Genomic DNA, 13,584 nt, shown 5'->3' with positions numbered 1-13,584 from the left:
GGACCAGTCTACGGAGCGCGGCGGTTCACAGGTCACCGACGATCGCCCGGAGATCGATCTCAACGGGATACGGGAAGTCCGTGCGCAGGATCCCTAGGCGGAATTCGTGGACGACCGGAATGTCGTCGGTTCCTCGTTCCACACGCCAGTAGGCGTCGACGCCCGCTGCCGCGTACATACCCGGCTTCCGGAACCGGTCGTCCGACCGGGAACCGACCGAGACGACCTCCACAGCGAGCACCGTGCTCGCCACTGGCACGCACCCCAGCGTCCGCACATCGAGGCCGGTCCTGTCGAAGATCACGACATCCGGCTTCGGCACATTCAGCTCGTCGACCAGGACACAGCGCTCGCAGTTCGTCCCGTACGGGGCAACCCGGGCGTTCCTGAGAGCGACACCGGGGCTGTGGAAAACCCGTGGGCCCGGACCGATCCGGTCCGGGCCCACACGACGTCACGGCAAGCGTCAGCCCTGCGGCAGGCCCGCCAACTGGGCGGCGATCCGCTCGATGTCGGCCTCGGCGGCCGCCAGCCGGGTACGGATCTTGGCGACGACCGGCTCGGGCGCCTTGCCGAGGAAGGCCTCGTTGCCGAGCTTGGCCTTCGCCTGGGCCTTTTCCTTCTCGGCGGCGGCCAGGTCCTTGGCGAGGCGCTTGCGCTCCGCCTCGACGTCGATCGTGCCCGAGAGGTCGAGCGCGACGGTGACGCCCGCCACCGGCAGGGTGGCGGTGGCGGCGAAGGCCTCGCCCTCCGGCTGGAGCCGGAGGATCTGGCGGACGGCCGCTTCGTGGGCGCCCAGCCCGGTGGTGCCCAGCGCGAGCCGGGCGGGGACCTTCTGGCCGGGCTGGAGGCCCTGGTCGGCGCGGAAGCGGCGGACTTCGGTGATGAGGGACTGGACGGCGGCGATCTCGCGCTCCGCCGCCTGGTCCCGGAAACCGGAATCCGTCGGCCAGTCGGCGATGACGAGGGACTCGCGGCCGGTGAGCGTCGTCCACAGGGTCTCGGTGACGAAGGGGACGACGGGGTGGAGCAGGCGCAGCAGGACGTCCAGGACCTCACCGAGGACGCGGCCGGAGACCTCGGCCGGACGGCCGCCCGCAATGAAGGTGGTCTTGGACAGCTCGACGTACCAGTCGAAGACCTCGTCCCACGCGAAGTGGAAGAGGGCGTCGCTGAGCTTGGCGAACTGGTAGTCCTCGTAGAGCGCGTCGGCCTCGGCGACGGTCGCGTTCAGCCGGGACAGGATCCAGCGGTCGGCCGCCGACATCTCCTCGGCGGGCGGCAGCGGGCCCTCGACGGTCGCGCCGTTCATGAGCGCGAAGCGCGTCGCGTTCCAGATCTTGTTGGTGAAGTTGCGTGAGCCCTGGACCCAGTCCTCGCCGATCGGGACGTCGGTGCCGGGGTTGGCGCCGCGCGCGAGGGTGAAGCGCAGGGCGTCCGAGCCGTACTTGTCCATCCAGTCGAGCGGGTCGACGACATTGCCGAAGGACTTGGACATCTTCTTGCCGCGCTCGTCGCGGACCAGCCCGGTGAGGGCGATGGTGTGGAAGGGCGCGACGCCGTCCATCGCGTACAGGCCGAACATCATCATCCGGGCGACCCAGAAGAAGATGATGTCGTGGCCGGTCAGCAGGACATCGGTCGGGTAGAACTTCTCCAGATCCGGGGTCTGTTCGGGCCAGCCGAGGGTCGAGAACGGCCACAGGCCCGAGGAGAACCAGGTGTCCAGGACATCGGAGTCCTGCGTCCAGCCCTCCCCCGCCGGCGGCTGCTCGTCGGGGCCGACGCAGACGACCTCGCCGTCCGGGCCGTACCAGACGGGGATGCGGTGACCCCACCACAGCTGGCGCGAGATGCACCAGTCGTGCATGTTGTCGACCCACTGGAAGTACCGGCCCGACATCTCCTGCGGGTGGATCCTGACGCGGCCGTCGCGGACCGCGTCACCGGCGGCCTGCGCGAGCGGGCCGACCTTGACCCACCACTGCAGCGACAGCCGGGGCTCGATGATCGTCTTGCAGCGCGAGCAGTGGCCGACCGCGTGGACGTACGGACGCTTCTCCGCGACGATCCGCCCCTGCGAGCGCAGCGCGCCGACGACGGCCGAGCGCGCCTCCAGCCGGTCCATGTCCTGGAAGGGGCCGTGGACGGTGATCCGCGCGTGGTCGTCCATGATCGTCAGCGACGGCAGGTTGTGCCGCTGGCCGATCTCGAAGTCGTTCGGGTCGTGCGCCGGGGTCACCTTGACCGCGCCCGTGCCGAACTCCGGGTCGACGTGCGCGTCCGCGACGACCGGGATCCGGCGGCCGGTCAGCGGCAGTTCGACCTCGGTGCCGATGAGGTGCGCGTACCGCGCGTCGTCCGGGTGGACGGCGACCGCGGTGTCACCGAGCATCGTCTCGGCGCGGGTGGTGGCGACGACGATGGAGTTCTCGCCCTCGCCGTACCGGATGGAGACCAGCTCGCCGTCGCGGTCCTCGTGCTCGACCTCGATGTCCGAGATGGCCGTCAGGCAGCGCGGGCACCAGTTGATGATGCGCTCGGCGCGGTAGATCAGCCTGTCGTCGTACAGCTTCTTGAAGATCGTCTGGACGGCGCGGCTCAGCCCCTCGTCCATCGTGAACCGCTCACGCGACCAGTCCACGCCGTCGCCGAGGCGCCGCATCTGGCCGAGGATCTTGCCGCCGTACTCTTCCTTCCACTGCCAGACGCGCTCGACGAACGCCTCACGCCCCAGGTCGTGGCGGGACTTGCCCTCCTCGGCGAGCTGCTGCTCGACCTTGTTCTGGGTCGCGATTCCGGCGTGGTCCATGCCGGGCAGCCACAGCGCCTCGTAACCCTGCATCCGCTTACGGCGGGTGAGGGCGTCCATCAGCGTGTGCTGGAAGGCATGCCCCAAGTGCAGGCTTCCCGTGACGTTCGGCGGCGGGATGACGATCGTGTACGGCTTCTTCTCGCTCTTCGCGTCCGCCTCGAAGTAACCACGCTCTACCCAGCGCTCGTACAGCTGCCCCTCTACCTCGGCCGGCGCGTACTGGGTCGGCAATTCGGTGGGGCTGGCTGCTGGCTGCTGAGTGTTCTCGGTCACGACGCCAGTCTAAGGGGGCTTGGGGACCCCTTACGAACGCATAATGACGCGATCATGACGGGGCGGACGGGGAGGGGAAGTTCCGATGGCCGAGGGCTCACGAAGACGGAACCTGATACTGGCGGGCGCCTTGCTCGCACTCCTGCTCGCGGGGGCGGGCGCCGGCGCCTTCGCGCTGAGCGGTAGGGACAGCGGCAGAGAGAACGGCGCGGAGAGCGAGAAGTCGCATTACGGGCTGACGGCTCCGAAAAGGCTGGCGGGCGGGTACGTCAGGCATGGCACCGTCCAGTCGACGGCCGTGTCCGTCGTGCCGCCGGACGGCACGACGCCCCAAGGGATCCGCGTCGAGCGCGAAGTGTCGGCGAACTACGAAAACGGCAGCAGCATTCTGGATCTGGACGGCGCCTGGGGTGATGTGTACGACCCCGGGGCGGCCGTCGACGCGACGATGGCGAGGGTGCAGAAGACAGGCATCGACGCTGTCGCCGCGCCCAGGCTGTTCAAGCCGAAGGGCCTGAGCAGCGACGTCGTCGTGAAGTGCGTGGAACTCAAACTGGGCCCGTTTCGCATGCTCGAATGCGCTTGGGCGGACGCCGACACGGTCGGCCGGCTCTCGGTGATGCCGAAAGGGGGATCCACCAGGCTGGAGGATGTCGCCCAACTCACCGCCCGTGTATGGCAGCAGGCTCGGGTCGTGATCAACGGCTGACAACCGGCCGGCGGCACGCGCGGACTCCGTACGGGCCACAACCAGCCGCCATCGCATCCCGGTTCCCGGTGGCGGCAGCGGCCGTTACGAATCCCTCACAGCCCCGCTGTAAGGGCGCCCCAAGGAATCCGCGAGGATGTCTGCGAGACAGCAGTGACACGAGGGGATCTCGCATGAGCTTCAACCAGCCGCCGCCGCAGCCGGGTTACGGCGGCCAGCCTGGCTACGGGGGACAACCCGGCTACCCCCAGCAGCCACCCCAGCCCGGCCCGCCGCAGGCTCAGCCGGCTGCCCCGGGCTACGGCTACCCGCCCCAGCAGGCCCCCGCCGCCGCCCCGGCCCCCGGCTACGGCTATCCCCCGCAACAGGGCTACCCCCAGCAGCCGGGGGCCTACCCGCAGCAGCCCGCCCCCTACGGTGCCCAGCCGTACGGCCAGCAGCCCGGCCAGCCCTCCTGGGGCGCCCCGCCGCCCCCGAGCGGTGGCGGCAAGGGCAAGATCATCGGCATCGTGGCGGGCGCCGTGGTCGCCCTGGCCCTGATCGGCGGCGGGATCGCGGTCTTCGCAAGCGGCAGCGGCAGCAGCGGCGGTGGCTACACGCTGACCGCTCCGGCCACCATCCTGGACGGCAAGTACTCCAAGACGGACGCCGACACGAGCAACACGTCGAACGGCACGTCGGACAGCGGCATCAAGAACGGCAAGGGCTACACCGCCCGCTACAAGGGCGACACCGCCCAGATCTCGATCGGCGGCGGCTACGGGGACGTGTACGACCCCGCCGCGGCCATGACCGCGATGCTCAAGGCCCTCTCGACCTCCGGCGGCGGCGCGGCGACCGACCAGCACCCCTCCGGCTTCGACGGCGACAGCATGAAGTGCGGCACGGTCGGCACGGGCGACGTTGCGATGCCGTACTGCGCCTGGGCGGACGACAGCACCATCGCCTTCGTCGCGTACGCGAACACCGACATCTCCGGCACCAGCTCGAACCCCTCGGTGAGCGAGTGGGCCGAGACCACGGCCAAGATCCGCAACGAGATCCGCGTCGCCAAGTAAGCCCGCGACGTAAGCCCCGCGACAGCGCGAAGGGGGCGCCCGGAGAAGTCCGGGCGCCCCCTTCACATACGTACGCGCTACGCGCTACGCGCTCTTCTGCTCGCCCTTGCCGATGATGCGCGGCTCGCGCGGCACCAGCGTGGGGTTCACGTTCGAGTGAACGACATCCTCGGTGATGACGACCCGGGCGACGTCCTTGCGGGACGGGACCTCGTACATCACGGACATCAGCACCTCCTCCATGATGGCGCGCAGCCCGCGCGCGCCGGTCTGGCGGAGGATGGCCTGGTCGGCGATCGCCTCCAGCGCCGGGCGCTCGAACTCCAGCTCCACGCCGTCGAGTTCGAAGAGCCGCTGGTACTGCTTGACGAGCGCGTTGCGCGGCTCGATGAGGATCTGGAGGAGCGCCTCGCGGTCCAGGTTGTGGACGCTGGTGATGACCGGCAGACGGCCGATGAACTCGGGGATCATGCCGAACTTGACCAGGTCCTCGGGCATGACCTCCTGGAACTGGTCGGAGGCCTGGATCTCGCGCTTGGAGCGGATCGTGGCGCCGAAGCCGATGCCCTTGGCACCCGCGCGGGACTCGATGATCTTCTCCAGCCCGGCGAAGGCGCCGCCGACGATGAAGAGGACATTCGTCGTGTCGATCTGGATGAATTCCTGGTGGGGGTGCTTGCGGCCGCCCTGCGGGGGCACCGAGGCCGTCGTCCCCTCCAGGATCTTCAGCAGGGCCTGCTGGACGCCCTCACCGGACACATCCCGGGTGATCGAAGGATTTTCACTCTTACGGGCGACCTTGTCGATCTCATCGATGTAGATGATCCCGGTCTCGGCCTTCTTGACGTCGTAGTCCGCCGCCTGGATCAGCTTCAGCAGGATGTTCTCGACGTCCTCGCCGACATAGCCCGCCTCGGTCAGTGCCGTGGCGTCCGCGATGGCGAACGGCACGTTCAGCATCCGGGCCAGGGTCTGCGCCAGCAGGGTCTTGCCGGAGCCGGTCGGGCCGAGGAGCAGGATGTTGGACTTGGCGAGTTCGATGCCGTCGTCGTGCCCGCGCCCGCTGTTGTTCTCGCCGGCCTGGACGCGCTTGTAATGGTTGTAGACCGCGACGGAGAGCGCCTTCTTGGCCGGCTCCTGGCCGACGACGTAGCTCTCCAGGAACTCGTAGATCTCGCGCGGCTTGGGAAGGTCTTCCCAGCGCACCTCGGAGGACTCGGCGAGCTCCTCCTCGATGATTTCGTTGCAGAGGTCGATGCACTCGTCGCAGATGTACACACCGGGCCCTGCGATGAGCTTCTTCACCTGCTTCTGGCTCTTTCCGCAGAATGAGCACTTCAGCAGGTCGCCGCCGTCACCGATGCGTGCCACGAGGTGTTTCCCCTTCGCCTGGGTCCCGTCTGCCTCGACGGGTCCTGGTGCTTGCCTATCGACGGTACCTTGCCGGGACCCCCGTACGGGCCCCCCTTGAACCGACTGGGTCGTGAGCTGCGCTACCTCGCGCCTTCCGAGCCGGTCCAAGAGGGGCTTATGCCTGCCTTACGCCTGCCTTGTGCCTAGACCGCCGCGGTGGAGGTCTTGCGGGTGGCGACGATCTGGTCGATCAGACCGTAGGTCAGCGCGTCCTCGGCGGTGAGGATCTTGTCGCGCTCGATGTCGTCCCGGATCTGGTCGATCGGGGTGGTGGAGTGCTTCGCGAGCATCTCCTCCAACTGCGCGCGCATCCGCAGGATCTCGTTCGCGGCGATCTCCAGGTCGGAGACCTGCCCACGGCCGGTCTCGCTGTACGGCTGGTGGATCAGGATGCGGGCGTTCGGCAGCGCCATGCGCTTACCGGGGGTGCCCGCCGCGAGCAGCACGGCGGCGGCGGAGGCGGCCTGGCCCATGCAGACCGTCTGGATGTCCGGCTTCACGAACTGCATCGTGTCGTAGATCGCCGTGAGAGCCGTGAAGGAGCCGCCGGGGCTGTTGATGTAGACCGAGATGTCACGGTCGGGGTCCATCGACTCCAGGCACAGCAGCTGCGCCATGACGTCGTTGGCGGAGGCGTCGTCGATCTGGACGCCGAGGAAGATCACCCGCTCCTCGAAGAGCTTCGCGTACGGGTCGTACTCGCGGATGCCCTGCGAGGTGCGCTCCACGAAACGCGGAACGATGTAGCGGGCCTCGGCCGGCGTCATGCGGTCGTAGAGACTGCCGCCGGGGATGTTGCTGGGGGTCGTGTTCACGTTCACCGTCCTGGGGAAGGGCAGGGGCTGGGAGGCGGGTATGGGGCTGTGGGCGATGCTCAGGCCCCGGTGCCGCCGCCGCCCGGCACATTGGCGGCGTGCGTGATGACGTCGTCGATCAGGCCGTACTCCTTGGCCTTCTCGGTGGAGAACCACCGGTCGCGGTCGGAGTCGCGGGTGATCGCCTCGATGGTCTGGCCGGAGTGCTGAGCGATCAGCTCGGCCATCCGCTTCTTCGTACGCAGCAGCTGCTCCGCGTGGATCTTGATGTCCGAGGCCGAACCGGCCAGGCCGGCCGACGGCTGGTGCATCAGGATGTCGGTGTTCGGCAGCGCGAAGCGCTTGCCGGGGGCGCCGGCGGTCAGCAGGAACTGGCCCATCGAGGCCGCGAGGCCCATCGCGATGGTGACCACGTCGTTCGGGATGAACTGCATGGTGTCGTAGATCGCCATGCCGGCCGTCACCGAACCGCCGGGGCTGTTGATGTAGAGGTAGATGTCCTTGTCCGGGTCAGCGGCAAGGAGGAGGAGCTGCGCGGTGATCTTGTTGGCGATGTCGTCGTCGACCGCCTGGCCGAGGAAAATGATCCGCTCGTTGAGCAGCCGGTTGTAGACCTGGTCGCCGAGGCCACCGAAGGTCGGCTCGCCGGCGGCGGAAGGCATCGGAAGCGTCACGTATCCACCTGCTCGTTGTCGGACGGCCGTCAGCCGTCACAGGGTCTTCTCGTGGGCGGAGCGAAAGCACTCTGCCCCCGTACTTACGGACCCTAACGCGCAGGTGGGGCCCAGCAATCCCCTACGCGGAACTGTTCGCTCTGAGCGCAGGGTGGTGGTACGGGGAAAGGGACGGGCCCGGACGCTTACGCATCCGGGCCCGTCGTGCGTCATGCGTGCGAAGCTCAGGCCTCGGTGGACTCGTCCTCGGCAACGGCCTCAGCGGCCGCCTCGACCGTCTCGCCGGTCTCGTCCTCGTCGTCCTCGAGGTCGACGACCTCGCCGTTGGTGTCGACGACCTTCGCCGCCTCCACGACCACGGCCAGCGCCTTGCCGCGCGCGACCTCACCGACGAGCAGCGGCACCTGGCCGCCCTCGACGACCGCCTGCGCGAACTGGTCCGGGCTCATGCCGGAGGAGGCCGCACGGCGCATGAGGTGCTCGGTGAGCTCCTCCTGGTTGACCGACAGCTTCTCCTTCGACACCAGCTCGTCGAGCACGAACTGGGTCTTGATGCCCTTCTTCGACTGCTCCTCGACCTCCGCGTCGTACTCCTCGCGGGTCTTGCCCTCGCGCTCCAGGAAGCTCTCCCAGGTCAGGCCCATCGGCTCGAACTGGTGGTGCTCCAGGTTGTGCGTACGAGTCTCGATCTCGTCCTTGAGGAGCTTCTCCGGCAGCGGGACCTCGGTGAGCTCCAGGAGGGCGTCGAGCACCTTCTCCTGAGCCTGCGTGGCCTGGTCGTACTGCTTGATCCGCGTCAGTCGCTTCACGCTGTCCGCGCGCAGCTCCTCAAGCGTGTCGAACTCGCTCGCCAGCTGTGCGAAGTCGTCGTCCAGCTCCGGCAGCTCACGCGCCTGCACGGCCGTGACCTCGACCTTGACCGACGCGTCCTGCCCGGCCGCCGAGCCGCCCTTCAGCTCCGACGTGAAGGTCGCCGTACCGCCGGCCTCCAGGCCCGTCACGGCCTCGTCGATCCCGTCGAGCAGCTGGCCCGAGCCGATGGTGTAGCTGACGCCCTTGGCGACGCCGTCCTCCAGCACCTCGCCGTCGACCGAGGCCTCCAGGTCGATCACCACGACATCGCCCTCGGCGGCCGCGCGCTCCACCGGGCTCGTCGACGCGAAGCGCTCACGGAGCTGCTCCAGCGACTTGTCGACGTCCTCGTCCGAGATCTCGATGGCGTCCACCGTGACCTCGATGCCCGTGTAGTCCGGGATCTCGATCGTCGGGCGGATGTCCACCTCGGCGGTGAACTTCAGCTCGTCACCGTCGTTGAACTCGGTGATGTCCACATCCGGCTGACCGAGGACATTCAGCTCACCCTCGTTGACCGCCTCCGTGTAGAACTTCGGCAGCGCGTCATTGATGGCCTCTTCGAGGACCGCGCCACGGCCGAACCGCTGGTCGATGACGCGCGCAGGGATCTTGCCCTTACGGAAGCCCGGCACCGACACCTGCTGGTTGATCTTCTTGTACGCCGCGTCGAGGCTGGGCTTGAGCTCCTCGAAGGGCACCTCGACAGTGAGTCGAACCCGGGTCGGGTTCAGAGTCTCGACGGCGCTCTTCACGGTTGGGTCTCCTTGGGGCTTTACGTTGATGGGGGCTCTCCGGCGCCGATCCCGATCACAATCCCTTGCGATCTCGATCTACCGGTCACACTGTGCGCATGCCGTACACCGGGGGCCGACGACCCATCCTACCGGTACCACGCTCCGGCCCCGGGCCGCGCCGGAGAACAGCCGCAGCTCTTTACCGGCTCACCGGCCCACTGGTCCTGCCGTGGTCCTACTGGTCGGGGTGGCCGGATTCGAACCGACGACCTTCCGCTCCCAAAGCGGACGCGCTACCAAGCTGCGCCACACCCCGTCAGTGCGACACGTAGAGTACATGCCTCCGCACACCCTGGCTGCCATATATCCGCGTCAACGACATCCGGCTCGATCGGCTACGATGCGGTGTGCCAGAATAACTGGCCGTTGCGGGCGTAGCTCAATGGTAGAGCCCTAGTCTTCCAAACTAGCTACGCGGGTTCGATTCCCGTCGCCCGCTCTTGCCACTGAGGCCCAGGCGAGGGGTTCACTCCCCCGCCTGGGCCTTGGTCATTCGGTGGACGAGTCAGGCCCCCGTAAAGCCGGGTGCCGTCGCAGCGATGAGTCTGCGGGCGCCCACACGTCTACTTCCCGACCGGGACAACCAACTCATCGGGAGCAAGGCATGGGCCTCATCCACATCGAGCTGTTCGCAACCCTCGACCTCGTCGGGCAGTCGCCCGGCGGTCCCGACGAGGACCCGGCGGGGTTCCCGTTCGGCGGCTGGCAGGCGCCCCTGCTGGACGAGGTCGAGGGGGCGCAGGTCGGTGCCGCGTACGAGGGCACGGACGCCCTCCTGCTCGGCCGGCGGACGTACGACATCTTCGCCGGCTACTGGCCGCACCAGGAGGGCGGCGAGGACAACGAGATCGCCACGCTCTTCAACAGCGTCCCGAAGTACGTGGCCTCCCGCGGCAGGCCCGACCTCTCGTGGGCCGGGTCCACGCAGCTCGGCCCGGATCTGGCCGGCGCGGTCCGCGAGATCCGTGACCGGCACGAGCACGTGAAGGTCGTCGGGAGCCTGAACCTGGTGCAGACCCTCCTGCGCGAGAAGCTCTTCGACCGTCTCGACCTCTGGGTGCACCCGATCGTGCTCGGCGTCGGGAAGAAGGTGTTCGACGGTGGCGCGGTGCCCACGAACGTCACCCTCCTCGAACCACCGGTAGCCGGTCCGAACGGCACCGTGTACCTGCGCTACGGGCTCGCCGACGGCACGCCCAGGACGGGGGACATGAGCGCACCCGATCGCGGTGCCGAGCGCGACGACGGCTGAAGCCGCCCCGCGCCAGGTGGGCCCGTGTCGTCGGCGGTGAATCCGCCAGGTCGCCGCCGTCACGCAATGGTCCGGCAGCTCAGCCACCACGGGCCTGCCTCAGCGCGAGCCACTTCAGCGTCGTACTCGCTCGCATCAAAGTGAAAGTCCGGCGGCGGAGCCTCCGCGGAGGGAACGTGCCAGTCCGACCACCGCACGACGTCCCCGATTCGCTGCACGACCACGGACAGGAAACCGCAGCAACCACCGGTGCACTCGGGTTCCCCCAACCGCACGCGGCGCTGCTCACTGATCGCCCGCAGCGGACTGGGGCGACCGACCGGCAGCCCATCTGCCGCGAGCGGTCCGCGCCCTCCATCACCAACCGTTTGCTCCACGACGTCCTTCGTGTTGACCCAGAACCGCAGCTGGGCCGCGAAGCGTGGCCCCGGCGGCAGCACCTTGATCTCCAACCGATCGAACATCGGACCACCCTACGGGGGCATGCCGCCGCCCAGGCCTGTTGATCAAGGCAAGTGCGTGGATCGCGATCAGGCGAGCTGACCTGTCAGGCGTCAACCGGGACAGGACACTGACCACGTGGGTCCTGCTATCGGTATCCAGGCCAGGCATTCAGCAGCTTGCGGACGAAGCGGTGCATATGCGGGTCCAAAGAGCTCAGCGGCTCACCCAGTACCCGCTCCGGAGTCAACCACCTGACTGCCGTGAACTCCTCCTCGTTGTAGGAAGTGATGCTCTCCGCATCCGCGTTGAGGACGTACCAGAGCGAGACGTCGGTGTGCTCGCCCTGCCCCTGAGTCCGGGTGACGGTGAGGAACAGGGGCCGTTCTCCGGTGATCGCCCAGGCGACCGCCGGAACGCCAAGCTCCTCGCCGCACTCGCGCACCAGCGCGGTCCACGGGTCCTCTCCCGGCTCGACGTGCCCCCCGGGCGGAAGCCACAGCCCCGCCTTGCGGTGCGCGACGAGCAGCAACTGCCCGCGCTCCTCGTCCAGGACGACGAAGTAGCTCACCAGGTGCATCGCGGGGACATCCGGTTTGCGCGTCCGGTACACCGGCGCACCACTGGCGACCCACTCCGCAGCCGCATTCAGATGAGCCTGCTCCAGCTCGTCCCAAGGCTCGATGCCATCGAACAGGGCCGCCAGCGCGGCGCGAAGACGCCCGTCACGATCGTTGGACCGGCTATGAGACAGGACCATCCGAGCATCCTGCCAGGCAGCCTGATGACCCTGCTCCGGAGCAGATGACATTCTGGAACCGTATTGGTTTCGTCGTTCGCCATGTCGCGCGGCGGCCCTTGCTGCTCGCCGGACTGTTGATGGTTTGACTGTGCGTCTACTCGCCCTCGGACCGGGCCTGGAACCGGTATTCCGTGGGTGAGATCCCGTACGCGGTGCGGAAGGCGCGGGTGAAGTCGGAGGCGCTGCGGATGCCCCAGCGGGCGGCGACGGTGTGGACCGGCGTGGTGTGCATCGCGGGGTTGGCCAGATCGCGGCGGGCGCCCGCCAGCCGCTGACCGCGGATCCAGGCCGCCACCGTCTCGCCCGACCCGTCCTCCTGGAAGAGCCGGTGCAGGTAGCTGAGGGAGATGTGGTGCGCGACGGCGATCACGGGCGGCCGCAGTTCCGGGTCGTGCAGGTTCTGCCGGATGAACGCCCGTATGCGGGTGACCGTGACCCGGCGGTGGGTCTCCGGCGACAGGGCGGCCTCCGCCTCCAGCGCCTGGGCGAGCCACGCGGCCAGCAGGTCGACCAGGACCATGCCCAGGCGCGGCGCGTCGGACGGCTGGAGGAAGCCGGACTGCCGGTCCAGGCCGGTGAGGAACCCCGTCAGCAGGGCGCCCGTTCCCTCCCGCCCCGACAGCCGCTTGCCCAGCAGCTCCCGGACCCGGTCCGGTGACAGGGGCAGCAGCGTCTTGGGGAAGTCCACGCCGACGCCGGTGATGTAGGGGAGGTCCCCGGCGGCCGACGGCCGCACGTCGCAGGACTGCACGTCGTACGGGCGTGAGGTGTCGGTCAGCCACAGATCGTGCGGGCCGTACGTGTCGGACCGCCCCACGTGGTCCAGGCCCAGCCCGCCGCCGAGCACCAGCGTCAGGTGGTATTCCTCGGGATCGGACTGCCGCACCATCCGTGCGTTCCGCCGGAACCGCGTCGGCCGGAGCGCTGTCGGCCACACGCGCACCGGTCCCAGTTCGATCAACCGCTGCTCCGCCCAGAAGTCCGCGGCGTAGTCACTGCTCATGTCGCTGGGCGCGATCGTCCGGCTCATCAGCTGCCGCCAGTACTCGAACCTGTCCCCCACCGGCACGTCCTCGGTCCGGAACGCCGTCCCGATCATCCCGCCCCGACCTCCCCCGCGTCCCCGCACGGGCGGCCCCGTCCGTTCCCGCCCGTGCCGAGAGTACCCGGAACCTCCGCGCGCCCTCCTCGGGAAATGCGGTCGACAGGACGCTGGAGGAGCACGGCATCGACATCCCCGCTCTCGCGGCGAGGAACGGTATCGGCGCGCACGAGATCACCGATGAGTGGCGCGACTGGTGAGTGCGCTTCGACGGTGGTAGCGGGGCGGTTTGCCGGTCTTGAGGTCGCCGCGGTAGATGCCGTGACGCAGCTCGGAGGCGTAGCCGTCGAATTCCGGCAGGCCCATGGCCCTGGCCACGGCGAGTTCGGCTTCGACGTCGTAGGGGACGCGTACGAACTGCAGGGAGAAGGGAGCGGCGGCGGTGGATCCGGGGTGGGGTCGTTCAGCACACGTCGACGACTTCCCGGCCGCGCGGTCCCTTGCCCACGTAGTCGCCGAGGTTGAAGATCCGGTTGATCCCGCGGGCGTCGATGTCGTCGAGTACCGCTTCGAGTGCCGTCAGATTCCCGTGAACGTCCGATATCAGTGTGATGCGTTCGACGTCAGGATGCATGGCGGCA

General features: G+C 68.5%; 14 protein-coding genes and 2 tRNA genes. 4 read left to right on the top strand and 12 right to left on the bottom strand.

Translation table 11 applies throughout. The annotated features are described in order from the left end of the window. Window positions 1–25: 25 nt before the first annotated feature. Together OG607_RS29905 and OG607_RS29900 are read right to left on the bottom strand one after the other, a co-directional pair. On the bottom strand, window positions 26–448 hold the full coding sequence (locus tag OG607_RS29905) for a Uma2 family endonuclease (protein ID WP_405730114.1): 423 nt from the start codon (window positions 446–448) through the stop codon (window positions 26–28). An 18-nt stretch (window positions 449–466) separates the two neighbouring features. Beyond that, window positions 467–3,088, bottom strand: coding sequence for a valine--tRNA ligase (locus tag OG607_RS29900; protein WP_405730112.1), 2,622 nt, complete (start codon window positions 3,086–3,088; stop codon window positions 467–469). Window positions 3,089–3,173: 85 nt separating this feature from the next. On the opposite strand from OG607_RS29900, the gene OG607_RS29895 reads away from it, so the two are divergent. Together OG607_RS29895 and OG607_RS29890 are read left to right on the top strand one after the other, a co-directional pair. Then, window positions 3,174–3,797, top strand: a complete 624-nt coding sequence (locus OG607_RS29895; RefSeq protein ID WP_405730110.1) for a hypothetical protein — start codon at window positions 3,174–3,176, stop codon at window positions 3,795–3,797. Window positions 3,798–3,970: 173 nt separating this feature from the next. After that, a complete protein-coding gene (locus OG607_RS29890; protein ID WP_405730108.1) occupies window positions 3,971–4,855 on the top strand; it encodes a hypothetical protein in 885 nt (294 codons plus the stop codon). A gap of 84 nt (window positions 4,856–4,939) precedes the next feature. On the opposite strand, the gene clpX is transcribed toward OG607_RS29890, so the two are convergent. The 5 genes from clpX to OG607_RS29865 all read right to left on the bottom strand — a co-directional run bounded on the left by clpX (window position 4,940) and on the right by OG607_RS29865 (window position 9,662). Continuing rightward, window positions 4,940–6,226, bottom strand: a complete 1,287-nt coding sequence (gene clpX, locus OG607_RS29885) for an ATP-dependent Clp protease ATP-binding subunit ClpX (RefSeq protein ID WP_329317707.1) — start codon at window positions 6,224–6,226, stop codon at window positions 4,940–4,942. A 185-nt stretch (window positions 6,227–6,411) separates the two neighbouring features. Next, window positions 6,412–7,035, bottom strand: a complete 624-nt coding sequence (locus OG607_RS29880) for an ATP-dependent Clp protease proteolytic subunit (protein WP_405737139.1) — start codon at window positions 7,033–7,035, stop codon at window positions 6,412–6,414. Window positions 7,036–7,142: 107 nt separating this feature from the next. Beyond that, window positions 7,143–7,745: an ATP-dependent Clp protease proteolytic subunit gene (locus OG607_RS29875; protein WP_405737136.1), complete on the bottom strand. Its 603-nt coding sequence runs from the start codon at window positions 7,743–7,745 to the stop codon at window positions 7,143–7,145. 236 nt (window positions 7,746–7,981) lie between these two features. Then, on the bottom strand, window positions 7,982–9,364 hold the full coding sequence (gene tig, locus OG607_RS29870; RefSeq protein ID WP_405730106.1) for a trigger factor: 1,383 nt from the start codon (window positions 9,362–9,364) through the stop codon (window positions 7,982–7,984). Window positions 9,365–9,585: 221 nt separating this feature from the next. Continuing rightward, window positions 9,586–9,662: transfer RNA gene (locus OG607_RS29865), tRNA-Pro, on the bottom strand. Window positions 9,663–9,774: 112 nt separating this feature from the next. On the opposite strand from OG607_RS29865, the gene OG607_RS29860 reads away from it, so the two are divergent. Then, window positions 9,775–9,845 (top strand) — tRNA-Gly (locus OG607_RS29860). Between the two features lie 165 nt (window positions 9,846–10,010). Further along, a complete protein-coding gene (locus OG607_RS29855) occupies window positions 10,011–10,658 on the top strand; it encodes a dihydrofolate reductase family protein (RefSeq protein WP_405730104.1) in 648 nt (215 codons plus the stop codon). A 59-nt stretch (window positions 10,659–10,717) separates the two neighbouring features. Here OG607_RS29855 and OG607_RS29850 read toward each other — a convergent pair whose 3' ends face one another. The 5 genes from OG607_RS29850 to OG607_RS29830 all read right to left on the bottom strand — a co-directional run bounded on the left by OG607_RS29850 (window position 10,718) and on the right by OG607_RS29830 (window position 13,577). Then, a complete protein-coding gene (locus OG607_RS29850) occupies window positions 10,718–11,122 on the bottom strand; it encodes a hypothetical protein (RefSeq protein WP_405730102.1) in 405 nt (134 codons plus the stop codon). A 125-nt stretch (window positions 11,123–11,247) separates the two neighbouring features. Next, a complete protein-coding gene (locus OG607_RS29845; protein ID WP_405730100.1) occupies window positions 11,248–11,910 on the bottom strand; it encodes an NUDIX hydrolase in 663 nt (220 codons plus the stop codon). Between the two features lie 85 nt (window positions 11,911–11,995). Next, on the bottom strand, window positions 11,996–13,000 hold the full coding sequence (locus tag OG607_RS29840; protein ID WP_405730098.1) for a helix-turn-helix transcriptional regulator: 1,005 nt from the start codon (window positions 12,998–13,000) through the stop codon (window positions 11,996–11,998). Between the two features lie 177 nt (window positions 13,001–13,177). Further along, window positions 13,178–13,309, bottom strand: a complete 132-nt coding sequence (locus OG607_RS29835; RefSeq protein WP_405730096.1) for a hypothetical protein — start codon at window positions 13,307–13,309, stop codon at window positions 13,178–13,180. Between the two features lie 97 nt (window positions 13,310–13,406). Next, window positions 13,407–13,577, bottom strand: a complete 171-nt coding sequence (locus OG607_RS29830) for a metallophosphoesterase family protein (RefSeq protein ID WP_405730094.1) — start codon at window positions 13,575–13,577, stop codon at window positions 13,407–13,409. Between the last annotated feature and the right edge of the window lie 7 nt (window positions 13,578–13,584).

The organism is Streptomyces sp. NBC_01537, assembly GCF_045040445.1.
Classification (GTDB): domain Bacteria; phylum Actinomycetota; class Actinomycetes; order Streptomycetales; family Streptomycetaceae; genus Actinacidiphila.
Note: the sequence above shows the minus strand (reverse complement) of the source record. Positions and strands in the feature narration are given on the sequence as shown.